The organism is Acinetobacter sp. CIP 101966 (assembly GCF_000369725.1).
Taxonomy (GTDB): Bacteria; Pseudomonadota; Gammaproteobacteria; order Pseudomonadales; family Moraxellaceae; genus Acinetobacter; species Acinetobacter lwoffii_Q.
Genome location: NZ_KB850160.1, coordinates 1146637 through 1172854, shown reverse-complemented (window position 1 = coordinate 1172854; position 26218 = coordinate 1146637). Strand labels below are relative to the sequence as shown.

General features: G+C 41.7%; 20 protein-coding genes. 14 read left to right on the top strand and 6 right to left on the bottom strand.

Annotation, left to right across the window (positions count from 1 at the left end; translation table 11 throughout):
• Positions 1-14: 14 nt before the first annotated feature.
• Entirely contained in the window at positions 15-995 is a 981-nt protein-coding gene (locus F891_RS11740; protein ID WP_005263573.1) for an MBL fold metallo-hydrolase, read from the bottom strand.
• 268 nt (positions 996-1263) lie between these two features.
• Here F891_RS11740 and F891_RS17860 point away from each other — a divergent pair, with 268 nt between their 5' ends.
• Both F891_RS17860 and F891_RS11735 read left to right on the top strand, forming a co-directional pair.
• Positions 1264-1380 (top strand): hypothetical protein, encoded by a 117-nt coding sequence (locus F891_RS17860; protein ID WP_086044934.1) that lies wholly within the window; start codon positions 1264-1266, stop codon positions 1378-1380.
• Positions 1381-1712: 332 nt separating this feature from the next.
• Positions 1713-2678 (top strand): type 2 periplasmic-binding domain-containing protein, encoded by a 966-nt coding sequence (locus tag F891_RS11735; RefSeq protein WP_004645859.1) that lies wholly within the window; start codon positions 1713-1715, stop codon positions 2676-2678.
• Positions 2679-2724: 46 nt separating this feature from the next.
• Here the strand turns inward: F891_RS11735 and metG are convergent, their stop codons facing one another.
• Complete coding sequence (gene metG, locus F891_RS11730) at positions 2725-4785, bottom strand: methionine--tRNA ligase (protein WP_005263572.1); 2061 nt, start codon at positions 4783-4785, stop codon at positions 2725-2727.
• A gap of 313 nt (positions 4786-5098) precedes the next feature.
• Between metG and F891_RS11725 the strand changes: the two genes are divergently transcribed.
• From F891_RS11725 to F891_RS11690, 8 genes are all read left to right on the top strand, one after another.
• On the top strand, positions 5099-5896 hold the full coding sequence (locus tag F891_RS11725) for a putative sodium/potassium/calcium exchanger (RefSeq protein ID WP_005263571.1): 798 nt from the start codon (positions 5099-5101) through the stop codon (positions 5894-5896).
• 274 nt (positions 5897-6170) lie between these two features.
• Positions 6171-7430: an iron-sulfur cluster carrier protein ApbC gene (apbC, locus tag F891_RS11720; protein WP_004645854.1), complete on the top strand. Its 1260-nt coding sequence runs from the start codon at positions 6171-6173 to the stop codon at positions 7428-7430.
• Between the two features lie 257 nt (positions 7431-7687).
• On the top strand, positions 7688-8281 hold the full coding sequence (locus F891_RS11715) for a LysE family translocator (protein WP_004732019.1): 594 nt from the start codon (positions 7688-7690) through the stop codon (positions 8279-8281).
• A gap of 123 nt (positions 8282-8404) precedes the next feature.
• Positions 8405-8974 carry a dCTP deaminase gene (dcd, locus tag F891_RS11710; RefSeq protein WP_004280726.1) on the top strand — a complete coding sequence of 190 codons (570 nt, stop codon included), beginning with the start codon at positions 8405-8407 and terminating at the stop codon, positions 8972-8974.
• A 234-nt stretch (positions 8975-9208) separates the two neighbouring features.
• Positions 9209-11227 (top strand): hypothetical protein, encoded by a 2019-nt coding sequence (locus F891_RS11705; RefSeq protein WP_005263570.1) that lies wholly within the window; start codon positions 9209-9211, stop codon positions 11225-11227.
• 12 nt (positions 11228-11239) lie between these two features.
• Positions 11240-11962 (top strand): hypothetical protein, encoded by a 723-nt coding sequence (locus F891_RS11700; protein WP_004280723.1) that lies wholly within the window; start codon positions 11240-11242, stop codon positions 11960-11962.
• A 33-nt stretch (positions 11963-11995) separates the two neighbouring features.
• The gene (locus F891_RS11695; RefSeq protein WP_005263568.1) at positions 11996-14281 is read left to right on the top strand and encodes a hypothetical protein; all 2286 of its coding nucleotides are present in this window, start codon (positions 11996-11998) and stop codon (positions 14279-14281) included.
• 17 nt (positions 14282-14298) lie between these two features.
• Positions 14299-15582 (top strand): hypothetical protein, encoded by a 1284-nt coding sequence (locus F891_RS11690; RefSeq protein WP_005106243.1) that lies wholly within the window; start codon positions 14299-14301, stop codon positions 15580-15582.
• A gap of 53 nt (positions 15583-15635) precedes the next feature.
• Here F891_RS11690 and F891_RS11685 read toward each other — a convergent pair whose 3' ends face one another.
• The 4 genes from F891_RS11685 to F891_RS11670 form a co-directional block, all read right to left on the bottom strand.
• Positions 15636-17354, bottom strand: a complete 1719-nt coding sequence (locus tag F891_RS11685) for a proline--tRNA ligase (protein ID WP_005263567.1) — start codon at positions 17352-17354, stop codon at positions 15636-15638.
• 96 nt (positions 17355-17450) lie between these two features.
• On the bottom strand, positions 17451-20558 hold the full coding sequence (locus F891_RS11680) for an efflux RND transporter permease subunit (RefSeq protein ID WP_005263566.1): 3108 nt from the start codon (positions 20556-20558) through the stop codon (positions 17451-17453).
• 24 nt (positions 20559-20582) lie between these two features.
• Positions 20583-21710: an efflux RND transporter periplasmic adaptor subunit gene (locus F891_RS11675; RefSeq protein WP_005263565.1), complete on the bottom strand. Its 1128-nt coding sequence runs from the start codon at positions 21708-21710 to the stop codon at positions 20583-20585.
• 51 nt (positions 21711-21761) lie between these two features.
• Entirely contained in the window at positions 21762-22409 is a 648-nt protein-coding gene (locus tag F891_RS11670) for a hypothetical protein (protein ID WP_005106249.1), read from the bottom strand.
• Between the two features lie 286 nt (positions 22410-22695).
• On the opposite strand from F891_RS11670, the gene pilG reads away from it, so the two are divergent.
• The 4 genes from pilG to F891_RS11650 are packed head-to-tail and all read left to right on the top strand — an operon-like array spanning position 22696 to position 26134.
• Positions 22696-23079, top strand: a complete 384-nt coding sequence (pilG, locus tag F891_RS11665; protein ID WP_004280711.1) for a twitching motility response regulator PilG — start codon at positions 22696-22698, stop codon at positions 23077-23079.
• Between the two features lie 25 nt (positions 23080-23104).
• Entirely contained in the window at positions 23105-23473 is a 369-nt protein-coding gene (locus F891_RS11660) for a response regulator (protein WP_004280710.1), read from the top strand.
• Positions 23474-23478: 5 nt separating this feature from the next.
• On the top strand, positions 23479-24015 hold the full coding sequence (locus F891_RS11655) for a chemotaxis protein CheW (protein ID WP_004280709.1): 537 nt from the start codon (positions 23479-23481) through the stop codon (positions 24013-24015).
• A gap of 46 nt (positions 24016-24061) precedes the next feature.
• Entirely contained in the window at positions 24062-26134 is a 2073-nt protein-coding gene (locus F891_RS11650) for a methyl-accepting chemotaxis protein (protein WP_004645841.1), read from the top strand.
• The last annotated feature ends 84 nt before the right edge of the window (positions 26135-26218 follow it).

The following is a 26218-nucleotide window of genomic DNA, read 5'->3' as shown; positions in this document are numbered from 1 at the left end:
ATTGAAGTATTCAATTAATCTTTAAAATGTACCGGAATCCATTGATAGCTTTTATTGTCTTTAGAATAAATATGTCCAATCCCCGGAAATGGCAAATGTGGTGCTGCTACCGTCTGACCATTTTTCGCATATTCAGCAAAATATTTTAAGCGGGTTTCGATCGCCTTTTTCGGATCGACATCAAAGTCAACGCCGGTCTGTGGGCGATCAAACTGCAGCGTATGTGAGTGCACAATATCTCCAATAAACACCATCTGCTGACCTTTAGATTTTAAGCTAAAACCAAAATGCCCCGGTGTATGTCCAGCCGAACTGATAACATCGAAAGCATGGATTTTATCGCCAGTTTTAAAGGTTTTGAGCTGATTCTTGGCCTGATAGGGTGCAATGGCTTTCTTGATTTTATCGACTGTGCCCAAAAAACCTGCCTGCTTGGCTTTTGGTAATTTTTCTACCGTTGTGGGATTTATCCAGAAATCCAGTTCAGCTTGAGACACATAAATGTTGGCATTGGGAAAATTGGCAACACTATTATTACTTATACCGCATACATGGTCTGGATGTAAATGCGTGAGCAGGATGGCATTGACCTGTTCAGGTTTATGCCCTGAAGCCTTTAAATTGGAATACACTGAACCTAGGTGTGGACCATTACAGCTTGAAGTCCCACTATCGACCAGAACCATTTCCTTGGCTGTATTGACCAGAAAGGCATTCACGGAGGTTTGGATGCCTTTAGCTTGATCGACGTAGTATTTTTTCAATATCTGGTCGGCTTGAGCTGCTGGAATATCTTTAAATAAGGCTTTGGACAGATAATTGGTGCCATCTAGCAGGGCAGTAATTTGGTAATCCCCGAAGTTATGTTGATAATAACCGGGAACCTGTTTTTGTTGTTGGGTGCTAGAAACGGATTGTGCATGTGTTTGAGAGATACCCGCCATTGAACCTAAAGCAAGCAATGACACGACGAGAGAAGAAGTGAAGTATTTCATAGCTATTCTTATGTAATTAAAGTCAATTCTATGTATTAGCACGGATGCCAGCAAAAAAGAATATGAATATATTTACCATTTTTTAAAATGGAAGTGCTGATTTGGCATCTGTACTAAAAAATCAGTCTGAATCTGTATATTGATTTTTTGAAAGTAAAGAATTTATTTTTAATGAAAATATTATTATAAATAAAATGCTTAGATACATTTCACTTTTTATGAAAAGCTCGTTAACATGGGGTATTACGAACAAGCTTTGGGTGTCGCGATGAGTTTTTGGAAAAGAAAAAACAATGCCAGCTTTGTATTTTTCATTATTACCTTATATTCACTACTTGGTTTTGGACTGGGCTATGTGATTTGGGAATTTGTGTTGCAAGGCTAAGTGACCCAGCAATAAAAAAGCCTCTAGAAATAGAGGCTTTTTTATATTTGGATTTTATGAGGGGATTAGCCAGCGACTTGTTTTTAGGTGATGGTGGTGGGTTCAGCTGCTTAAGTTGTGATGGCTGTGGTGCTTAGAGCTAGGGCTAGGAAAAGTGGTTTTAAATTTTTCATAGGTTTCTTATAAGTTTTAAAAGGATAAATCTTTTTAGCATGCCTTTATGATTTTTTCACTATTAAAATATTTGGTGTTATCTTAACCAAATAATTCCACTAAATTAGATGCTTAGACTGAATTTAGTAATGCATAATGAGATAAGTAGGACAAGCAAAATGAGTATTTTAAAAAATGCAATTGATTCTATTCAATTAGGGATTGAAGACTATGAGTTGATTGCTAAGAATCCTAAGAGATTAACCTCTTGTACTAGAAACTTATTTTCTGGCATTTTACTTCTATTTAAATATCATCTGGCAGAGTTAAGTGATGAAGATAGTGATGAAGTCCTGATAAAGCAAAAAATTACCCCAAAATTTATAAATGGAGAAATTACTTTTGTAGGGGACGGGAAAAAAACAGTGGATGTACAAGGCATTCAGGATCGTTTTAAAAGTCTGGATATAATTGTTGATTGGAAACAACTAGATAAAATTCAGGCATATAGAAATAACATTGAACATTATTTTAGTAATGAAAACCCTAAAACTATTGAGTCTATTCTTGCTCATAGTTTTAATATTATTAACGCGTTTACCCGTAATTATTTAGAAAAAGAGCCATCTGATTTATTTGGAACAGAATATTGGAACAAACTATTGGATGTACGGGAAGTTTATACTGCTGAAAAACAAGATTGTGCAGTCCAGTTAGGGAGAAATATATATATGAGTGCTAAGCAAGAAGAGCTGCTTAATAACTCAGTTTGTTTGAATTGTGGATCTGATTTAATAAAACCAGTTGAGACCGGCGTAGATATTAAAGAGACAGATTACATTTGTTTATCCTGTCAAAATATTATGTCTTATACAACAGTTATCAATTCAGCTGTGTCTGAAGATCAAAATAGAAATTATGGATATCATCATTATAAAGATGGTGGAGAAGACCCTTATACAGTTTGCCCAGAGTGTTGCGAAGCTACTTATTCAATGGAAGAAGGTTTCTGTTTACACTGTGAAGAAAAAGCCCATCATGTATGTTCACGGTGTGAAACAGCTCTAAGCCCTGAGGAGGTTACATGGAGTGAAGGTTTATGTGGATACTGTCAGTATCAATGGGAAAAAATAATGGAAGAATAAAAAATTCCCTCTTTAAAGAGGGAATTTTTTATTTATGACTTAAATCTTAAGACACTTTATCACCCGGTTTAGCACCAGATTCAGGTGAAATCACCCAAACGCCGTCGCCATTACCAGCAGCTAACACCATACCGTTCGAAATACCAAAACGCATCTTACGTGGCGCAAGGTTCGCCACCATCACCACCAATTTGCCTGTTAAGTCTTCAGGTTGGTAAAACTCACGAATACCGCTAAATACATTACGTGGCTCAGCTTCACCAACGTTTAAAGTGAGTTGAAGCAGTTTGTCAGAACCTTCAACTGTAGCTGCTTCAAGAACTTCCGCAACACGTAGGTCAACTTTCATAAAGTCTTCGATGCCAATAATTTCAGCTTCACCGACTTTAGGTTCAGCTTTCTTCTCGACCTTCTTCTCTTTTTCCTTTTCAGCTTTAGCTGGTTCAACAGCAGGAGCAGCTAAAGAATCTTTAGATGCATCGACCATGGCAGCAACCGCTTTTGGATCTACACGTTGCATCAATGGTTGGAACAATGCAATTTCATGACCCACTAGAATGGTTTCGCGAGAAGCGAAATCGAAGCTTTCAAGTTGCAAGAAATCTTGAACCTGTTGAGCCAAAGTTGGCAATACAGGCGCTAAATACACTGCCAATTGACGGAACAGGTTGATTCCCACAGAACATACATCATGAACCTGTTGTTCCTGACCTTCCTGCTTCGCCAGTGCCCAAGGCTTTTTCTCATCGATGTACTGGTTGGCTTTGTCTGCCAGTGCCATGATTTCACGAATCGCCGCAGAGAATTCACGTGCTTCATAAGCTTGAGCAATTGAACTACCGGCATCAATAAAGCTTTGTACCAATTCAGGTTCAGCACATGTCGTGCTTAACTTGTTATCAAATTTGGTGTTAATGAATTTTGCACAACGGCTGGCAATATTCACGACTTTACCGACCAAATCTGAATTTACTTTCTGAACGAAATCATCAAGGTTCAGGTCAGAATCTTCAACTTTGTCAGAAAGTTTCGACGCGAAGTAATAGCGTAGATATTCAGGATTTAAATGCTCTAAATAGGTTTCCGCTTTAATAAATGTGCCGCGAGATTTTGACATCTTTTGGCCATTGACAGTCAAGAAACCATTCACGAATAAGCCTGATGGCGTGCGGTAGTTTGCACCTTCAAGCATTGCCGGCCAGAACAGGGCATGGAAATACACGATGTCTTTACCAATGAAGTGATACACCTCATTTTCAGAATCTTTTTTCCAGTAGTCATCAAAATTCAATTCAGGACGTTTGGTTTTGATGTAGTTTTCAAAGCTCGACATATAACCAATCGGCGCATCCACCCAAACATAGAAATATTTGTTTGGCGCATCTGGAATTTCAAAACCGAAGTATGGCGCATCACGTGAGATGTCCCAGTCATTCAAGCCATTTTCAAACCATTCGTCCAGCTTGTTGGCAATCGATACCGGCAAGCGACCTTCATCACGAGTCCATTTTTGCAGGTATTCACCAAAATTTGGCAATTTAAAGAAGTAATGATCAGATGATTTTTCGACTGGAGTTGCGCCACTTAAAGTGGAATGCGGATTCAACAACTCTGTCGCATTATAAGTTGCACCGCAGACTTCACATGAGTCGCCGTACTGATCTTCCGCCTTACATTTAGGACAGGTGCCTTTAATGAAACGGTCTGACAGGAACATGCCTTTTTCAGGATCAAAAAGCTGGGTCACCGGACGAACTGCAATATTGCCCGCATCACGGTTTTTCACATAGATTTCTGACGCACGGGCACGGTTGGTATCGCTATGTGTAGAATCATAATGATCGAAATGCACACCGAAACCGTCAAAGTCACGAATGTGTTCTTTTTGCACATTGGCAATTTGCGCTTCAGGTGAAATGCCATTCGCTTCGGCACGTAGCATGATCGCGGTTCCGTGAGCATCATCCGCACAGACATAAGTCACATCATGACCCATCGCACGCATGGCACGTACCCAAATATCTGCTTGGATATAGCCAAGTAAGTGACCCATATGAATCGGGCCATTGGCGTAAGGAAGGGCATTGGTGACTAAAATTTTACGCACGGATTCACTCTCTCATTCGTATTCATTATGCAATGGGCCATAATTTTACATGATGCCGAGGGGATTACAAAGAAATGCTTTGCTGAAACCCTGCGAATAGATGGACTTGGACAGCCCGAATACAAAAGCCTGCATCATCTTTAGCATATAGCTTTTCAATACAGATTTGACTCAGCTCATGCTATATCCTGCAAACAATAGCAACAACTTGTACAGGCTTTGTTGCAGTTTGCTTACTTCGCCCGATTCGCGTGATGCTTTGTGCTAAAAAAATGGCTGATTGTTTATATGATATGCCTAAGGAGGGTACCTCATGACTCAGCAGAACCAAAACAATACGTCGAAGCAAAATCAAGATAAAGAACAACATGCACGCGAATTGAATGATCAGCTTGCAAAAGAGCAAAAGCAAAACGAGCTGGATAAACAGCATAATCAGGAACATAAGAACGGGCAAAGTGCCCAGATTCATGCTGATCAGAAGTCTGATACCCAGCACAACGGCAAAGATGAAAATGCTGAGCAATCAGCGCAAAAAGACAGTTCTCAAGAGAACCAGTCTGATAAAAAAACTGAAAGCTTTAAGATGGATGACTTAAAAGCCAAAGCGATAGCGATTGGTGAAGAGCTATTGCAAAAAGGTGAAAAGCTTCTGAATGAGCTGAAACATGGCAAATCTGACAACCAGCAAAATGCTGAGCAAGGTTCGGATGATGCGAAAAAAGCCAAAGCGGATCATACCTCTCAAGATAAGTCATCTAACAAGTCAGATAAACAAAATGCTAAAGATGGTCAGACCGATCAGCAGGCAGGTATGGCAAATTTAAAAGATGAAGCCATGCATAAGTTTGAAGATACCAGACAGAAAATCACAGACTTATTCAGTGAAGCCTCGGTTAAGTTCGCTGAACTGAAACAGATGGCAACTGATACGATGCACAAAATGAAGGATAATCAATCAAAGGAAGGTGATGCTGATCAGCAGCAAGATGCCAAAGATACAGATTCAGAAAGCAACTCTCAGTCTAAAAAGGATGAATCGAAACAAGATCAGGATAAAAATACCAAGGATCAACAGGACAAATCTGAAAACAATAAAAATCATAAATAGTCTGTGATCGTTAAGCCACTTTAATCACAGAAGGTTAAAGTGGCTTAACACGCTCGAGATAAATAAAAAAATTTATTACATCAAAATAGTCCATCTCTCTTTTCTTTCATTATTTCTATTCACCAAGATTCCATAAAATATTTCACAAAACCGAGTAAAATGGTTGGAAATTGAAGATATCTCTTTCATCTTCTCCAATACAGTGCTTAACCTTCGCCTAAAACCCCGTTAAACTAAGCGATTCAGATGTCGATCTACATTTTTGGAGTAACCTATGTCTTGGCTTTCTTCGCTTAAATCGGTTTTTTCGCCTTCCAAGGAGGTGAACGAAGAAGCTGTGCAAAACGTACTGCAAAACTATATCTTGCCAAATTCCAGCAATGCCTTGAAAGATCGTATTACGCAGGTCAATGTACAGGGTGAGATTCTGCAAATCACTTTGAATACCTATCCAGAAGAAAAAGCGCAGCTGCAACAGATTCATGATGAACTGGCGGAAGCTTTGCAAAAATGTGGTATTCAAGAACTGAATATGCATGTGATTCAGCAGAAAACTGGACATAAGAAAGAAGGGGGTTGCGGGCATAACCATGCTGAAGGTGAAAACTGTTCAAGCGAGCCTAAAGCGGAAGCAAAACCCAATCTTCCCCCTGTGGTTGATGCGTCGGCACAGCCTGCAAAAACAGAAGAAGCTGATCCAAATAATCCACCTATTCAAAAAGCTGCGCCGCAACAGCGTGATGTTCCAAAACACCCAAGGATTCAAAATGTGATTCTGGTGTCATCTGGTAAAGGTGGCGTAGGTAAATCGACCACGACTGTAAATCTGGCTTTGGCTCTACAGAAATTAGGCCTGCGCGTAGGCGTACTAGATGCCGATATTTACGGCCCAAGTATTCCGACTATGCTCGGCAATGCCGGCAAAACGCCAATGATCGAAGCAGAGCAGTTTGTCCCTATCGAAGCCTATGGGATGGCGGTATTATCAATTGGCCATTTAACTGGAGATCACAATACTCCAGTCGCCTGGCGTGGTCCAAAAGCCACGGGTGCATTAATGCAGTTATTCAATCAGACCCTATGGCCAGACCTTGATGTGCTGATGATTGATATGCCACCTGGCACAGGTGATATCCAGTTAACTCTCGCGCAGCGTATTCCGGTGACGGGTGCAGTGATTGTGACGACACCACAAAACGTGGCATTGCTGGATGCGACCAAAGGCATCGAATTGTTTAACCGCGTGCAGATTCCGATCATGGGCGTGATTGAAAACATGTCGACCCATATCTGCTCAAATTGTGGTTTTGAGGAACAGATTTTTGGTACAGGCGGTGGCGATAAACTGTCTGAGCAATATCAAGTCCCATTATTGGGTCGTTTACCTTTGGATGCTAAAATTCGTGAAAATGCCGATGCTGGAACGCCGTCAGTGATCGCGGGAGATGCTGCTGCAGAAAGCTATATGCTGATTGCAGAGAAAATTGCAGCGCAGTTACCTAAAGCAGAGAAAGACCATAGTCGAATTTTTTAATTCTACAGACAATTCAGATATTTAAGCCTTAGCTAAAAGCTAGGGCTTCTTATTTCTTATTTTTAAAATTAGCTCGATTTAAATGATCGAAATTGACTGAAATGACTATCGGGTGTTTATCCTGAAAGCTTATATAAACATTTGAATTAATTAAAATAAATAAATTTAAATTTTAGATCATATGTTCTCTTACAATTATTTTTTTGCAGCACTGACCGAATTCTTCTATGCTACTCGGATTAGAGCGAGGTCAAACTATGATTTCATGGTTTTTTATTGGTTTAGTGGCAACCATTCTTTTAACACCAGGCCCAACCAATACCTTATTGGCATCTTCAGGCATTCAGGTCGGATTTAAAAAAACATTTCGTTTAATTCCTGCGGAAGCCTTTGGTTATCTGATTGCCATTAGCTTATGGGGCATTCTGATCGGAAAAATTTCCGTTCATCTTCCGCTTTTACCGACCATTCTCAAACTTTTTAGTGCTGGCTATATTCTATTTCTCGCTGTGAAATTATGGCGGACTGCAGAAATAAGCGAAAATCTTGAAAATGTCTCGATTCGCGCACGAGAATTATTTTTGGCAACCTTGCTTAATCCTAAAGCACTTTTATTTGCCTCAGCGATCTTTCCTGTCATTGTCTGGAAAAGCGGCCAACATTATGTGACTCATATGCTGGTTTTCTTGCTTCTGTTGATCCCGATTGCATTCTTCTGGACTTTTCTGGGTTCAATCCTGGCCAGAAAAAACAGTCGCTGGCTCAATCAGAAAAACCTGCAGAAAACGGCTTCGCTGGTATTAATGAGCTTTTCCATTCCTTTAAGCTATTCTGCACTTTTAAGTTTATAAGCTGATCTCGATCAGCAGTTTTTTGGTAACTTGAGCTCTAAGCCTTTCACTTATTTTCATTAGTGTCAATTTCAGTTAAAGTACGTCGCAATAACTTGTTTTTAAGATTTTTGGATTATATCAATGGCAATTAAGTCTGATCGTTGGATTCGCGAAATGAGCGAAAAACACGGCATGATTGAACCGTATGCAGAAAACCAGGTACGTTTGGATGAAAATGGTCAAAAGCTGATTTCGTATGGCGTATCCAGCTATGGTTATGACGTGCGTTGTGCACGTGAATTTAAAGTATTCACCAATGTGCATTCTGCAATTGTCGATCCGAAGAACTTTGATGAACGCAGCTTTATTGATATCGAGTCGGATGTCTGTATCATTCCGCCTAACTCGTTTGCTTTGGCGCGTACCATCGAATATTTCCGCATTCCACGTAATGTCTTGACCGTGTGCTTGGGCAAGTCTACTTATGCGCGTTGTGGCATCATTGTTAACGTGACTCCGCTTGAGCCAGAGTGGGAAGGACACGTCACTTTAGAGTTTTCAAATACTACCAATCTTCCTGCGCGTATTTATGCAGGTGAAGGTGTAGCGCAGATGCTGTTTTTTGAATCTGATGAAGTCTGTGAAACCTCATATAAAGATCGTGGTGGTAAATATCAAGGTCAGACAGGCGTTACTTTGCCGAAGACCTAATTGTTTTAAAATATTGAATGACGGGACTTTATGTCCCGTTTATTTTTTTGAGATTTTCATTTATCGGAAACTGCTATTTTTCGCCTAATTGGCTTTGGCATCTGTATCAAAAATCAGCATAATGGATTCCGCATAACCATAAAAAAGATGCGATGCATTATAAAAAATCAAAGATTGGCGGCTGGGAAGCCGAAGCATAAGGTGCGGAGCATCGAATAAAAAGGAAAGAGTGAGATGGCTCAGATAAAAGATATATTTAAATTTCGCAAAAGTTATTTGGCGATGACAATCGGTTTCAGCCTGTTGCCTTCTGCACATGCGATGCAGGAATTATCAGATTCTTCTCTTTCTGACACCACCGGTGAGGGTGTTGCGCTGGTACTTGATGATTTTAAAATGGTGTTTCAAGGTCCTAAAGATCTTTCTGCTAGTTCTAGTTATGCCAGAGGCATTGAAAACCCCGGACAAGCAGATACAGGCTTTATTCGTATTATCCCGACGGGTGAGAATTACAACCAACTTGGGCAGCGTGTATACGACAAAGTTTATAAATCTACATATGATAATGCTTTTCATGTTGAAAGAACGCAGAATTATGCAACTGAGTATCAGCAAGCCTTTGATACCTTAAAAACTGATTTTTATAATGATAACTATAATACGATTAAGAATACTTATGACACACAAGCTAACCGGGACGCATTTAAGCAAGAATTAGTTGATTATTATTATAATACAGACTTTATGAAAGCCTATTATGACCAACGTCGTGATGATTATTATAATGGTGCAGGTAATACCTCACCAGGTATTGATTATGATATCAAGCATGATGGCACAACAGAATATGAATTAACGCCACTGCGACCAAATAAGTCTGATGAATATGCAAATTTAAATACCCTTGAAATGATTCAATTTCTATATGGGCAAAATGCTAATCAGCAGATTCCAAATACTGAATGGAGTACGGCGGTTGATAGGCAGAATATTATTGGAGCAATTGTAGATGCAAGAATTATTGAACTAGTTAAAGCAGAATACAACAAAAAATTGGAAGCTGCTCTAGCCGGAATGATGAAAGATGCAGATAGTGCTGCTATGGCTGAAATCATTGCTAGAGCAGATCAGGCTGCTAAAACTGAAGCTGCTAAAAGCTCTGTGAGCACTTTAAGAACTAAAGCCGATGTATTTATTTATGGTCTGGCATTATCGAAAAGCGATGGTTCTTTAAGCACACGATACAGTAATCAGGGTTTTAGCTGGGGGTCAGCAGATAATCCTTGGTTATTCCGGGCAGGAACTGAAAACGTCACACAGTTTAAGGGCGCTGCTAAAGATGTAGGCTATATCGCTTTGGAAGCCCCATTAAGTCCAATTGCAGGGGTCGAAAGTGATAATAATATCAAGCTAGGCTTCTGGAGTGATATCTTTGCACGTGAGCTTAACTCCTCGAATGCTGTAAATTCTATAACAGGTGGACCAACTTCAGGCCTTGACACAAATTATCGATTAAGAACTCAATTTATTGCCAATGGTCTGAGTTTTAATGGCTCGCAAGTTCGGTTATTCCAAACCTTAGAATCTGACAATAAGAATTACAGCCAAACATTGGGTATGGCGAGTATTGTTCGTCTGAATACCAATGATCGACCAGAAACTCTAAGCAGTAGCGATAACAATCTTAACAGTAAGGGTATACGTCTAAGTACCGCAGCAAAAACAGATGCACTTGATGGTAATGTCCCGACCCCGGCCTTGAATGGAAGTGATGCTCCTATATTTCATGATTCTGAGGGCTTATATCTCTATAGTCCAAATATTAACTTGGTGCTTGGTAATATGTACCAGCCTTTCGTTGTCGGTTCAGAAGGCAATAATATTATTTTAGAAGTGACACGTATTCCCAATATTCCTGCTATTTATAATCAAATTTATCAAAATTATGGGGGCGGATTGGGTACAACAGATTTAAAGGGTTCGACCTGTAATGTCTATAGTTGTGGTACACCGATTAAAAATAATGTGTCAGATACCACCGCACTTTATCAAGGGCGTAATGCGACTCACAGTAGTATCTCAATAGGGACTACAGAGCGTATCTCAGGAACAAATATGCTGCGTGCCAAGGATGGTGTGAATTCAACAGGAATCGTATTTAAAAATACTGAGGGTGTAAGTAAGAATTTTGGATCTGCTGTCATTGATGGTGTCCTGATTCAGCATCTGAAAATTAGAACAACTGGTCTTTAAGGGAGTATAAGAATGTCCAAATTAGTAACACTCTGTGCATTATTATGTACTTCTATGGCCAGTCTTGCCGGATTGGAAGCCCTTGATCAGCAAGCACTAACCAATACAGTGGGGCAGGGTGGAGCTGATCTTAACTGGACTTTATCTTTAAACCATGTTTATGCGACAGATTTAAGTAAAGATAAAATTTCTCGGCTTGATGGAAGTGGCAACCCGCTAGAAGTATTTTATGTTCTAGATCCCACCGCTTGTGGAGCAACAAAACAATTTTGCCGTCTGGCAATAGCGCCGAATAACCATGTCGATGCCAATGGAAATAAAAAGTGGTTAGTCTTTAAAGGCATTCAAGGCACGATTCAGATTGATAAGTTTTCGATCGATGGAACAACCATCATTAATCATCGTAATGAACCACAAACGGCGATGCAAATTACCTTTTATGATCACCAGCCTTTAAAGATCCGTAATTTAGGCTTTAATACAGTTTCCATTGAAACGGGTACAGGTGCTGGCGCCTTGGAAGGTTATGCCAATACAGGTGTTTATAGTACGTATACAGGGCGTACCTATAATGCCGATGGAACTTATACAACCGCGCCCCAAGATGTTCCTTCATTTGATAAAGGTGCTGAAAAAGGATTTATGGGGTTGAACGTTCATGGAAATCTGCATACGTCAGGCAATTTGAAAATATTTGGTTATAACTGTACAGGTGGAGCACAAAGTCGTTGTTAGTAACAACGTCAAGTACAGCATAAGGATATAAAAATGAAAAAAACAACAATAAAGTTGAAATTGCTAACGGTATGCATGTGTCTTATACAACAAGGTTATGCACTTGAAACTATTGAAGAGCAGGAATTGAGTGAAGTCACTGGACAAGATGGTATGGTGATTACTCATGAAATTTCTAAAGCCAGTATTGCTCAAGCCAATTGGTATGATCCAAATCCAACTGCCAACACTAAAATGGGTTTAGGTCTACATAATGTTGAGATTATTGGAAAAGATAATAAACCAATCATTAGTCAACTTGAAATAGATGTAGGTGCCACTTCACAAGGGGCAGGACTTCGGCTAGCTGCAAGTGTTTCACCGTTTCAAGCCACTGCAGATTTAAAATTGGTAAAGATCGCCTGTACGACCAATCCATGTAGTCAATCTGCGAATAGTATTCGGACTACGGGTACTCAATCTAATCAAACTTTGGGGGCATTAGGGATTAGTACCTCTACACCGCTTAGTGTGCTATTACAAACCAGTGCAGGTCTATTTAATAAAGATTCAATTGCTAGTATCGATTTTCAACTTAAAAATGCCACGATTAGTCATAAATTAGGTGAAAATAGTCTGATTTTGAATGACTTTAACTTTAACTTCGCGGGTCAAGGATATATGTACATTGACCCGGATGAAGGCGTGGTACTGACCACACGAAATGGCAGTCAAGATCATTATGTGGATCTAAAGCGTGCTGAAGATATTACTGATATCACGGCTGACCGGGTTAATCCGACCAATCCAGGGGTTAATATTGACTTGCGTTATAACACGCCAAATAATGAACGTAAAAATATTATGCGTTTAGGGGCTTCGGGTGCAGTCACTAACGCAAGATTATCGATGAGTGCCGATCAAACCCAGATAGGTACTTTTGATGTTAGTAACAAGGTGAATGGTGTACTAGAACGTCAGGACAAAGCTGCAACAGGTTACAGTGGCCTGGTCGGAGAAGGTGGGTTGAATCTAGGCTTGTCTGCAGATTTTACAGGTACTAATAGTACCGGGCATCCAGCAACTATGGCACCTACAACACTTGAGATTGGTCATACCGGTAAGGGAAGCCATGCTGTGCAATTCTCCAAGCTCAGACCCTTGACTACACGTAATGCTGCCGGTGCTTTACACGGTAAAAATGCTTATATCGACTTTGGAAATATATATATAAATACCATTACTGCAAAAAGTCTCGATTTCATAATCAATGAAAATATGCAAAAGACTTTAGGTAGTAGTAGCACTGTACTTAAACAGACACTCAGTACCACCACGAATGGAGAGGATTTTGCCTATATCGCCGTACGTGGAATGGATTTTCAGTCCATTGCTGCTAAAGCACGTTTCATATCCGATAACTCTTTAGCGGAAATTGGTGGCGATGGTGGTTCATGGGGAATCGGTATTCCTATTTATAATTTAAATGCCAATGTTGCCTTGTCTGGAACGACTTATGGAACAAACAATAAGCAAGCAATTGCGTATAACATTATGGCATCTACAGAAGGCTATGGAATTGACAAGAAAACCGGTTTACCAAGCACAACCTCGATTATATTGATTGATGGCAAGAATGGCGATCATGGTGAGGCAGTTAACTATTATGCTGGTTTTAGGAATATCGATGCTTTGATCAAGTCAGAAGGGATTATTAGTTATAAAGATGAAGGTATTTATATTCGCGCTGATAAGCTGCTGATTGGAGCCAAAGCTGAGCTTGCGATTGGTCAATTACCAGGATCTAAATATAATTGTACCAATGCATCGATCGCTAAATGCGGGAGCTATGTGCCTCATGATAATTTTTCTAAACGTGATGATGTCCTGACTAATATTGCTTTTAAACTTGATGGAAACGGCGAGCTCCTCATCATTCCAGGAGTGGATCCGACCAGCGATTCACCAGATACCAACTTCCTGTCATTTGATGCAAATTTTAAGTTTAGACCCCTTACCGCAGAAGAAACTGCAAATAAAGATAATCTGGGCAGCTATTTTAGTATTGCCAATGAAGATATTGATTCAGCCGGGGTATTAAAAACTTCGTCAATTAACTTTAACCGGATGGAAGGTCATTTGGGTGTCAAAGCAAAAGTTCGTGTCAGTGCAGATACAGTGACTTTGGATAATCAGGTCAAACTCAATTATGAAAATAATATTGCAACACCATTTAAAACCAATTTTGCCATGGCGACCAATGGCAATATGCAAAACATGGCAAGTATTGCACTGACTGGTGGAACCATTCGTAGCACGATGGGAATCACACCACGCTAAAAATCAGGATGAGAAAAATGAAAAAAATAATATTAAAAAGTCTAGTGGTAGCTATGATGGGCCTAAGTGGCCAGGTATCTGCATTAACCTCATTGGAAGACCAAGAGCTCTCAGAAGTCAATGGGCAGGCTTTATTGTCAATGGAGGTTCAGTCTGGATTTAACCAGATGGATAATCTAGGAGCTACTTATGACCAGAGTAATATCTCATTTTATAAATTAGGCTTGGAAGCCGAGATGGAAATTAATGCCAATATAAAAAAGCTACAGCTCGGGTGTGGCGGTGTTAATGGTGCAACCGGCTGTGATATTGATATTGATCATATAGCCTTAAGTGGTAATCCTACAAATGGTGCGGATCGTGCCGCGACCTCAGCTCTGATTACTAATCCATTTGTACAATTTGCCATAAAAAATCCAAATCAGGCGTCTACACGTGAAGTTTTAGGTTTTCGTTTAAGTGCGGAAAAGATTTCGGGTCTATTGACAATGGGGACAGAAAATAGTGCTACACCAAATGGTATTAACAGTTTCAGTGGTTATATGAAAACAAAATCCTCATCAGGAGTTGCAACAACGGCTCCTCGTGTCATGGATTATGCTGCAACTGGAATGAATATTGAGGGCACGGTAAAAGGCACTATATTAGGTCAACCATTACCTCTGGATTTACATTACACATCTAGCAATTATGCTTTCCAGTTAAATTCTACAACAGCACCTTTTACTATTCCTGCTACGATAGTGTCAGGAACAAGAATGAAAGAAGTTGTACTAAAAGGGACAGGGACAGTAGGTCGTATTGATTTTAAAGGACCATTAAAAGCAGAATTATTGGATGGAGCATTAAAATTAGATAAAGATATTACAGGCTACTTAACCGGGCTACAGACAGACATTACCGTTAAACAAAATCTCGGACTTATTCATGCTTTATATTTAAATAATCCAGCTTCACTCTCCTTGCAATCCCAAAGCATTTTATGGCCTGGTGCAGCAGTCGCGGCAAAACAAGGGTGGTGGCTGGCAATGGAAGATGAAGTGGATTTAGGAAGTATTTCACCTTCATATAGTGTGCCAATTTCAGATGCTGTTTTAAAGCAAACTATTGCAGGAATTAACCATGATTTAACCACTAATGTGCGAGATTGTGGAAGTCTGGTTTTTGGTTGTGTGCTAGGAAGTGCACTTGATGTAAAGGAAATTAAAAATCCTGCGCTACTTGATTTCCCTCTTACTAATTTAACTTTACAAGGCCAGAACTTTAAACCGAACTGCTTTGGTGGACACAAATTCTGCTAAGTTTAGTTATAAAAAATCCCGCATTACGCGGGATTTTTTATAAGAAAGCAAAATTATTTAGCAATTTTTGCCAATAATTCTTCTTTCGAGATATTTACAGATTCAGCATCACGACGGCCTTTATATTCAAACGTACCTGCATCTAAGCCTTTTTCGCCAATTACAATACGGTGTGGAATACCTGTCAGCTCAAGATCAGAGAATTTCACGCCCGGACGTTCGTTACGGTCATCAAGTAATACGTCAAAACCTGCAGCTTGTAATTCAGCATAGAGTGCTTCCGCAGCTTCCATAGTTCGTGGAGATTTGTGTGCATTCATCGGCACAATGGCAACTTCAAACGGTGCAATGGCAGTTGGCCAGATAATGCCTTTCTCATCAAAGTTCTGCTCGATTGCAGAAGCTACTACACGCGTTACACCAATACCATAACACCCCATTGTTACAGTGAATGGTTTGCCATCTTCACCCAAGACTTTACAACCTAAAGCTTCAGAGTATTTTTGACCCAACTGGAAGATATGCCCCACTTCGATACCACGTTTGATTTGAAGCGTACCTTTACCATCTGGAGATGGATCGCCTTCAACCACGTTACGTAGGTCATAAACTTCAGTGAACTGCGCATCACGTTCCCAGTTTACACCTGTTGCGTGTTGATCTGCTGCATTTGCACCCGCAACAAAATCAGACAATACGGATGCTGCACGATCAACAATAACGGTGATACCTTTTTCGACCAGACCTTGAGGACCAACAAAGCCAGCAGTTAAGCCAAGGGCTTGAAGTTGTTCTTCAGTAGCAAATGTTAAAGGTGCAGCAATTAAAGGATGTTTTTCAGCTTTAATTTCATTCAGTTCGTGATCGCCACGAAGGAATAATGCAACGACTGGTGCCTCTTGACCTTCTTTCGCTACAACCCCTTGAACCAATAACGCTTTCACTGAATGAGCAGGATCTGTATCTAAGAAAGCAGATACATCAGCAATAGTTTTCTGATTTGGCGTATCTACCCGTTTGAGTTCTTGTGTCGGTGCCGCACGCTCACCGACAAGTACTGCTTCTGCCATTTCAATATTGGCTGCATAGTCAGATTCAGTCGAGAAAGCGATATCATCTTCACCGCTTGAAGCCAAAACGTGGAATTCATGAGAACCTGAACCACCAATTGAACCAGTATCTGCTTGAACCGGACGGAAATCTAAACCAAGACGGGTGAAGATTTTGCAGTAGGCTGCATACATGTCGTCGTAGGTTTGTTGCAGTGATTCTTGGTTGGCATGGAAAGAGTAGGCATCTTTCATAATGAATTCACGTGAACGCATTACGCCAAAACGTGGCCGAATTTCGTCACGGAATTTGGTTTGTACTTGGTAAAAGTTTGCAGGCAATTGCTTGTAGCTTTTTAATTCGTTACGTGCAAGGTCAGTGATCACTTCTTCATGCGTCGGACCGAGAACAAATGGGTTGCCATGGCGGTCGTTGAAGCGTAAAAGCTCAGGACCGTATTGTACATAACGACCTGATTCTTCCCACAAAGACGCAGGTTGTGTCACCGGCATATAGACTTGAAGTGAACCGACTTTGTCCATTTCTTCGCGAACGATCGCTTCAACTTTATTTAATACGCGAACGCCCATCGGCAACCAGGTGTATAGACCTGAAGCCAACTTACGAATCATACCGGCACGAAGCATGAGCTGATGTGAAATAACCTCAGCATCGTTCGGGGTTTCTCTTAACGTTGCAAATAAAAAGCGACTCGCGCGCATGGAAACTGTCCTAAAAAATTAAGCGTTAAAGCAGGGATTATACAATAAAAAATGAGGTGAGCTTTTGGGAATGTCACCTCATTGTGTTGCATTAAATTATGCCATGATTTTACGTGCCTGACGCAGCATAAAATTCTTAAAGTCATCCAGGTAAGTAAAGATCACCGGCACCACCACCAGGGTCAGCAGTGTAGAGGTAATTACCCCACCAATCACCGCATGCGCCATCGGTGCACTTTGTTCACCACCTTCACCTAGCCCTAGGGAAAGTGGCACCATGCCCATGACCATCGCGCTGGTAGTCATCAGAATAGGACGCAAACGGGTTTTACCAGCGGCAATAATCGCATCATAACGGTCTTCGCCGCGGTCCATGGCCTTCTTGATGAAGTCGATCAGCAGAATCGCATTCTTGGTCACCAGTCCCATCAGCATGATAATGCCGATAATCGAGAACAGGTTCATGGTTGAGTTAAACAGGAACAAGGCTAGAAATACGCCAATCAGCGACAATGGTAGTGAGGCCATAATTGCCGCAGGATGGATAAAACTGTTGAACTGCGAACCGAGCACAATATAGATAAAGACAATCGACAGGATAATCGCAGTCAGGGCATAACCTGCGGATTCTGCCATGTCGGCATTGGAGCCTTGAGTATCGAAACTATAACCCGGTGGCATATCAAAATTTTCTTGCAAGCGGCTGATATCCGTACCAATGTCGCCTGCAGGACGTCCTGAGGTATTGGCCTCGACTAGCACTTCACGTGCCAGATCACGTCGATTAATCTGCGAGGCACCGAGTTTTTCTTCAAATTTGGCCACGCTCGAAAGCGGAACCAGAATTGGTTGATTATTGGCATCGGTTTTATTTGAGGTGATATACATATTCTGTAAATCGCTAGGCAAGCTGCGCTGGTCTTCGGTCAGGCGCAGATTCACATCATAGGTTTCACCTTTTTCATCCTGCCAGGTCGTGACATCATCACCGGCAATCAGCGGATGCACTACATTGGCAATCTGATTGACCGATAAACCTAAATCACTGGCCAAGACACGATTGATCTGTACATCAAGAGTCGGCTTAGGTTCTTTTAATGAAGTTTCCAGATCGACAATGCCATTAATCTTCGCCATTTCCGTCATAAAGCGATCAGAAATTTTTTGCAGTTCATCCAGATCAGGACCTTTGATCGAAATCATGATCGGCTTCTGACCGCCTGAAACGGTTTCATCGGCGGATGCCACCGAGGTAATGCTGATTCCGGCAACCGATTGCAGACGCTGGCGGAACTCATTATTTAGCTCATTCAGGGTCTTTTCACGTTCAGTACGCGGCGTCACGGTCACCCGTAAACTGACATGGTTTTTACCGCGGTCGGTTGCACCATTAATCACCGCATAGGTGGCTTTGACATCCGGATGCTGACGAATAATCTGATCCACCTGTTGCAGTTTGGCCTGAGAATATTCAAGCGATGAATCGACCGGTGTTTCAAACTTGATCCGGATTTCGCCTTTATCGGGAACCGGTACAAATTCGGTGCCGATCAGTTTGGATAAACCCAGAGCACCAAATAATGAAGCCACAGCAATCATTAAGGTAATTAATCTGAAGCGCAATGCCAGTTTTAATAATTTTTCATAGACATGGCTTAAGTTATCTAGCTTGCCAGAGATCCAGCTAAAGAAACGTTTCACCCGACCTGGTTTTTTGTTTGGATCTTTTTTCTTTTCTGCCCAGTGCGCAGAAAGCATCGGGTCCAGGGTAAAGCTGACAAACATCGAGATCAGAACGGCCATACTCACCGTGACCCCGAACTGGTAGAAGAAACGACCAATAATTCCGCCCATAAAGGCCACAGGCAGAAATACGGCAACAATGGTCAGTGTTGTGGCCAGAACAGCTAAACCAATTTCTTTGGTGCCATCGAGTGCAGCAGTCACGTGATCTTTGCCCATGTCGGTATGCCGGACAATATTTTCACGCACCACAATTGCATCATCGATCAACAGACCAATACTCAAGGACAGCGCCAGTAAAGTCATCATATTGATGCTAAAGCCAAAGGCCCAGATAAAGGTCAGCGTGCCCAAGAGAGCAATTGGTAGGGTTAAACCGGTGATTACTGTGGAGCGGAAAGAACCCAGGAACAGTAGGACAATCAGCACAGCCAGTACCGCACCTTCAATAATGGTTCGGGCTACATCACCAATGGTGCCGCGGATACTTTTGGAGGAGTCCACCACCACTTGTAAAGTGGTACCTTGTGGAAGCTGCGCCTCAATACTTTCTAAAGCTGCGTAGCTCTTGTCTATTACTTCGATGACGTTTGCATCTGAACTACGCAAAATATCAATCGCCACTGCAGTTTTGCCATTCAGAAAAGCTGCAGATTCCAGCTCTGCCTGACTGTCTTGAATATTGGCCACTTGTCTGAGGAAAATCGGTACGCCGTTTTTATTGGCAATGACCAGATCGCCGAAGGCGAGGGGATGTAGCACTTTGGAATTGATTTCAATGACCAGTTCCGAATTACCCGATTTAAGCGCCCCCCCCGGGACTTCAATATTCTCGGCCTTTAAGGTGCTGATCACACTGTCCACACCGATGCCAAAAGCTTGCAGTTTTTGCGGCTCTACCTGGATCCGGATCTGGCGCTGCGCATCACCAAGCAGATTGACCGTTCCGACTCCCGGGACTGTGCGTAGTTGTGGCACGATCCGCTGATCCAGATAGGAACTGAGTGCTTTCACATCCATATTGTCGGATTCAAATACGATCGACATTACCGCATTCGCCGTCGGGTCATAACGTTCTACAATCGGCTCCTGAATCTCATCACGAAATTCAGCAGTTACAGAAGCGATTTTATCCCGCACGTCCTGAGCTGCTGTGGTAGATGTCACATCCAGATTAAATTCAGTGGTGATGATGGACAGGCCTTCACTGGACTGGGAAATCACCTGTTTCAAACCGGAAATGGTATTGATCTGATCTTCGAGTTTCTTGGTGATTTCCGATTCAACCGTTTCCGGAGAAGCGCCCGGATAGTTGGTATAGATCACCACAAAAGGGAAATCGACATCAGGAAATTCTTCAACGCCCATCCGCTGCCATGAAGCCAGCCCCAGCACCATCAAACAGAACATCATCATGATGGTGAAAACCGGATACTTCACACTAATTCGGGTAAACCACATGTCAATGATCCTGTATGAATGGTTTTAGTTGGCGCGAAGGGTGACAGTTTTTTGCAGATCGGCTTCGCTAAACTTAACCCGGCTGACCTGATCGCTGCTCTCCAGTCCTTGAACCACGGCAATGTTGTCGCTATAACGCTGTTCTAGTACCTGAACATTGACTTTGATAATTTTATTCTGGCGTATTATCCAGACATAAGGTTTATTCTGAATGTCTTGAATAGTATCTAATGGAATCAGCTGGCCAGAAATCTGTTGTGAACTCAGAATGTTGCCTTCGACAAAGGAGCCTATGCTAAGTGAAGGAATTGTTTCATTTGGCGTGGCAAAGAATTCGATCTGGCGACTGGCCTGATCTGCGATCGGGGAAATCCGGCTAATTACGGCAGTGAGCCGATTTGGATTGCCTTGAATGCTGTATTCGACTTGACTGCCCCGTCTTAAACCTGATTGCAGATCACTGGGTACGCGTGCCTGAATTTCTAGCCGTTTCGGATCGACGATTTCAAACAGGGTTTGTCCAATTGCCACGGTTTGGCCCGGTTCGACCTGGCGCTGGGTAATCACGCCATTGATCGGGCTAGTCATGGTGCCATCACGATCTGCTTTCTGAGCAATATCAACATTGGCTTGCTGGGCACGGACATTTTCCAGTTGTGCCTGATAATCGACCTGACTTTGTTCATATTCTACTTTTGAAATAAAACCCTGATCGAGCAGGCGCTTTTTCCGCTGCATCATGTTGCGAGCCTGATTGGCTTGCGCTTGAGTAGAGGCCAGATTCGCACGTGCCTGTGCCAGACGGGCTGCATTGTCCTGATTATTCAGGCGTACCAGTACTTGTCCCTTGGAAACTGATTGACCTACCTGCGCGTTTACGCTGGTGGCAGTAGCAGAGACCTGTGCCTGTATGCTGCTTTGATTGACTGCACGAATAGTGCCGGTAAATGCAGTTTTTTGAACTGAATTGCCAGATTGAACTGCAACTAGATCTTGAGGAATGACTTCAATGGATTTGGGTGTTTCGGCTTGCTGTACGGGTTCATTTTTATCACAAGCCACTAAAAACATATTTAAGCAAAGTGCACTCATGATCAGGATAGAGCGCGGGGAAGGCATATTAAAATCATGAGAATGCGGTGCAGTTTGCATATGAGTCCTTTTAGCGTGCTGTGGATCAAAACCATGGCCAGCTATTTGCATTTATTCAAGTGCTTTTAAGCGGGCGATAATTTTGTCGTATTCTGCTTCCAGATTTCGATAGCGACTTTGTAAAGATTGAATATTTTCTTTTTGGGAAACAAGATTTTTCTGGTTATTGTCTAATGTTGTTTTCAGGTGTGCCGGTGGGGTTTTACCTTTACGTAAATATTCACGTTCCTGACGTACAAACATGACCCGATCTTTTTGCAGTTGCTTCATTTGCTCTTGCTGGAAATCAATCTGTTTTTTTAACTGGACCAGGCTGTCGTTCTTTTTCTGTAAAGCGGTCTGGCTATTATTATAAGCGCGCTTGAGTTTATGGTCTTCGGCAATCCGCTGCGCCTGTTGAGCACGTTGTGGCGCTTGCCTGATATCCGCTTCGGCATTATAAGGACGCGCTCGCTTAATGACCTGCATATTCTGGTCAAGTGCTTCATAGCCATAACGGATATGATTTGGCGTGACATTAGTACTGATATTGGCCACACCCTTGCTGTCATAATAACGATACCAGGTGGCTTTTTGCGGGAGTTGGTTACTACTCGCGCACGTTAAGCTCACCTGTAACAGTAGCAGCACCACAACAATGAATTGACCAGTCATTTTATTTTTATCAATGACAGCAAGTTTTCTTAAAAACTGACTCATCATTGGCTCCCCGAATTTAAAGTTGACTAAATTACTTATTTTAAAGTAATAATCTTGTTATATTAGACTTAAATTTATCAATAAAAAACTACCGTTAGTCAAAAAAAAACCAATAACAATAAGAAAATGTGAAGCTGTTATTAAAAATAAATGATTTTGTCTACTTGTGTAGAAAATGTTCATTGATAATACAAGTGACTTTATGTTAAAAATGTTTATCGATCGTAATAAAATAATCCTATGAGCCTTATGGCATATAGTTTCTAAAATGGGAAGGGTTAAACAAATGGACGATAAATTCCAAAATCTAAAAATTATGGTTATTGATGACTCAAAGACCATTCGTCGTACTGCGGAAACTCTTCTTCAACGCGAAGGTTATGAGGTCATTACTGCAGTAGACGGTTTTGAAGCTTTGTCAAAAATTGCCGAAGCAAATCCAGATATCGTTTTTGTAGATATTATGATGCCGCGCCTGGATGGTTATCAAACCTGCGCCTTAATCAAAAACTCTCAGAATTACCAGAATATTCCTGTGATTATGCTATCGAGTAAAGATGGCTTATTTGATCAGGCCAAAGGTCGTGTCGTGGGTTCAGATGAATACCTGACCAAACCTTTTAGTAAAGATGAATTGCTCAATGCAATCCGTAACCATATTAGTGCTTAATATTTGATTTTTTTGGGGAATTGGCATGGCACGTATCCTAATTGTGGATGACTCACCGACAGAAACTTTTCGCTTTAGAGAGATTCTTTCTAAACATGGCTTTGAGGTGATTGAAGCAGCCAATGGCGCAGATGGCGTCACCATGGCACAGGCAGAATTGCCGGACCTAGTTCTGATGGATGTGGTTATGCCGGGTGTGAATGGTTTTCAGGCAACCCGTCAGATTGCACGTGGTGCAACGACCAAACATATTCCAATCGTGATTGTCAGTACCAAGGATCAGGCCACTGACCGTGTATGGGGCAAGCGTCAAGGCGCAGCGGATTATCTAACAAAACCAGTCGATGAAAAACAATTAATAGATGTAATTAAGCAGCACCTCAATGCAGGATAAGCTCTATGGCAGCAAATGGATTTATCGAATTGCTTCGCATTGCGAAACGGGGGAATAAAAACTACGTTTCCAATGGCAATGAAGTTAACCGATGGTCGGGCATTGCTTTTGAGATGATGGGGCAATATTTTGTTGCCCCGCTGGGGGAGGTATCAGAAGTGATTTATCCCCCAGAATATACGCCGGTACCCAAGACACAAGCATGGGTGTTGGGTCTGGCGAATATCCGGGGAAGACTGTTATCGGTTTCTGATCTGACGCAGTATGTATCAGGGCAGAGCAGTCAATTTTCACCGACTCAAAAAGTATTATGCATCAACCATAATGACCAGTATGTGGGTTTGGTCGTAGATCAAGTTTTGGGTATACAACATTTCAATAAGAAAAGTTTCTTTTCGAAGAAATCTGAATTGGATAAAAACTTACAAGAATATTGTCAGGGGTTTTTCCATCAGCACAACCAGCAGTGGCATGTGTTTTTATTCAGTCGTCTGTTGCAAAATCCAAAATTTATGAACGCATCTATAAAATTTATAAATTAAATGTCGCGCTCGAAACTAAGCAAGGCGTCAACCGGGGAGAGGCTGCATGGGCTTTAAACTTAAAAAGAAAAATACAGGTGAGAGCACTGGCCGCAAAGGCGGTAATGCTTTTTTAGCTAAGATTCAAACGCAAGTAGATCAGTTATCACGTGTATTTGGTGATAGTGAAAAATCAAAACCGCTGATCTATGGAGCAGCAGGCTGTCTTTTAGCCGCACTGATCACTTTATTGTATCTTTTTTATAGTGTTCCACGTACCAACGAACTCACTCAAAGTCTGGGTGATTTGCGTCTCCTCTCGCAAACGATTTCGCGCCAAGCGACTGAAGCGACAGCTTCGGGTACGCCTGAGGCCATGAAGAACCTGACTGATTCGCAAAAAGCTTTTGCTGAAAACCTTGAGACAGTTAAAAGTATTCACTCTAACAATGATGCTTTGCAAGCTGTTGATAAACAGTGGACAGAAGTATCCAGCAGTATTGATCTGATTACCTCGCAACAAAAAATTATTAACCAGTTATACGACACCAACATCGCGATTGGTGAAGCGATTCCAGGGATTCAGGCGGAATATAACTTGATGGTCGACCAGATGGCACGTCAAGATATGCCATCGAACCAGGTGGTTATTGCCAAAAACCAGGTATTCATTGCAGAACGTATCTTACGTTCAATCAGTTTGGTACTGACCGGTAATGATGGTTCACGTGAATCTGCGGATGACTTCAGTGCCGATACCGAAACTTTTGGTTCTTATCTGAATGCACAGTTAAATGGTTCTGCTGAACTGGGTGTACAGCGTATTGATGATCCAACTCTGCGTGAATCTCTGGAAGGTATCAAGGCTGAATATGATGACGTACTCGAGTCTGCATCAGCGATTATTCTGAAAAACTCTACACAGATCGTAAAAGTTCGTCAGGCAGCCGCATCTATTTTTTCTCAATCTGATGTGCTTTTGGACAACCTGAATAAATTATCGGGTAACTCAGGTCTTAAAACGGTTGTTCCGGCAGTCCTTCTGATCGCATTATTAGTCGGTTTCTTGCTGTGTGTATTCAAGTTACTTTCTCTGCGTGGCTTGTCGGATAAGCAGCGTGTAGGCCGTTTACAAGAAGAATATGACCGTAACCAGAATGCGATTTTACGTTTACTGGATGAGATCGCCGATCTTGCAGACGGTGACTTGCGTTCATATGCAACAGTATCTGAAGACTTTACTGGTGCAATTGCCGACTCGATTAACTTTGCGATTGACCAGTTACGTGACCTGGTATCGCGTATTACTGAAACTTCACAAGAAGTTGCGCAATATACTGCAACTACACAAAGCATTACCAACCAGTTAGCTGAAGCATCTGAGCATCAGGCACAAGAAATTGCTGGTGCTTCTGCAGCGATTAACGAAATGGCACTGTCGATTGACCAGGTATCTGCCAACGCCGATGAATCAGCGGTGGTAGCAGAGCGTTCAGTACAAATTGCTGCAAACGGTGCGGATGTCGTACATCGATCGATTGAGGGTATGGACACGATTCGTGAACAGATTCAGGAAACTTCAAAACGTATTAAACGTTTGGGTGAATCTTCTCAGGAAATTGGTAACATTGTAGCCTTGATTAACGATATTGCTGACCAGACGAACATTCTGGCATTAAACGCAGCGATTCAGGCGTCGATGGCCGGTGAAGCAGGTCGTGGTTTCGCGGTCGTAGCCGATGAAGTACAGCGTCTTGCGGAACGTTCAGCTTCTGCAACCAAGCAGATTGAAGGCCTGGTAAAAACCATTCAAACGGATACGAACGAAGCCGTTATTTCGATGGAACAAACTACATCAGAAGTTGTACGTGGTGCGAACTTGTCTAAAGATGCCGGTGTGGCACTAGATGAGATTCAAACAGTATCGAACAACCTTGCGAAACTGATTGCGAACATTTCTGATGCTGCGAAACTGCAGTCAGCATCTGCAGGTCATATTGCGACCACGATGAATGTCGTACAGGAAATTACCTCGCAAACCACCAGTGCAACCTTCGATACAGCACGTTCAGTATCTGAACTGGCAAACATGGCCGATGCATTACGTGAATCTGTATCTGACTTTAAACTACCAGAATAAAGTCAGACATGATGGGGAAATGTGTCTTGACCGCGGTTGAGACACATTCAGAAAATACAGATAAAGCCTCGACAAGATGTACTT

Bases quoted from the DNA above. Each gene is read 5' to 3' on its own strand.
- F891_RS11740 (WP_005263573.1), bottom strand. From the start codon at position 995: ATGAAATACTTCACTTCTTCTCTCGTCGTGTCATTGCTTGCTTTAGGT.
- F891_RS17860 (WP_086044934.1), top strand. From the start codon at position 1,264: ATGAGTTTTTGGAAAAGAAAAAACAATGCCAGCTTTGTATTTTTCATT.
- F891_RS11735 (WP_004645859.1), top strand. From the start codon at position 1,713: ATGAGTATTTTAAAAAATGCAATTGATTCTATTCAATTAGGGATTGAA.
- F891_RS11725 (WP_005263571.1), top strand. From the start codon at position 5,099: ATGACTCAGCAGAACCAAAACAATACGTCGAAGCAAAATCAAGATAAA.
- apbC (WP_004645854.1), top strand. From the start codon at position 6,171: ATGTCTTGGCTTTCTTCGCTTAAATCGGTTTTTTCGCCTTCCAAGGAG.
- F891_RS11715 (WP_004732019.1), top strand. From the start codon at position 7,688: ATGATTTCATGGTTTTTTATTGGTTTAGTGGCAACCATTCTTTTAACA.
- dcd (WP_004280726.1), top strand. From the start codon at position 8,405: ATGGCAATTAAGTCTGATCGTTGGATTCGCGAAATGAGCGAAAAACAC.
- F891_RS11705 (WP_005263570.1), top strand. From the start codon at position 9,209: ATGGCTCAGATAAAAGATATATTTAAATTTCGCAAAAGTTATTTGGCG.
- F891_RS11700 (WP_004280723.1), top strand. From the start codon at position 11,240: ATGTCCAAATTAGTAACACTCTGTGCATTATTATGTACTTCTATGGCC.
- F891_RS11695 (WP_005263568.1), top strand. From the start codon at position 11,996: ATGAAAAAAACAACAATAAAGTTGAAATTGCTAACGGTATGCATGTGT.
- F891_RS11690 (WP_005106243.1), top strand. From the start codon at position 14,299: ATGAAAAAAATAATATTAAAAAGTCTAGTGGTAGCTATGATGGGCCTA.
- F891_RS11685 (WP_005263567.1), bottom strand. From the start codon at position 17,354: ATGCGCGCGAGTCGCTTTTTATTTGCAACGTTAAGAGAAACCCCGAAC.
- F891_RS11680 (WP_005263566.1), bottom strand. From the start codon at position 20,558: ATGTGGTTTACCCGAATTAGTGTGAAGTATCCGGTTTTCACCATCATG.
- F891_RS11675 (WP_005263565.1), bottom strand. From the start codon at position 21,710: ATGCAAACTGCACCGCATTCTCATGATTTTAATATGCCTTCCCCGCGC.
- F891_RS11670 (WP_005106249.1), bottom strand. From the start codon at position 22,409: ATGAGTCAGTTTTTAAGAAAACTTGCTGTCATTGATAAAAATAAAATG.
- pilG (WP_004280711.1), top strand. From the start codon at position 22,696: ATGGACGATAAATTCCAAAATCTAAAAATTATGGTTATTGATGACTCA.
- F891_RS11660 (WP_004280710.1), top strand. From the start codon at position 23,105: ATGGCACGTATCCTAATTGTGGATGACTCACCGACAGAAACTTTTCGC.
- F891_RS11655 (WP_004280709.1), top strand. From the start codon at position 23,479: ATGGCAGCAAATGGATTTATCGAATTGCTTCGCATTGCGAAACGGGGG.
- F891_RS11650 (WP_004645841.1), top strand. From the start codon at position 24,062: ATGGGCTTTAAACTTAAAAAGAAAAATACAGGTGAGAGCACTGGCCGC.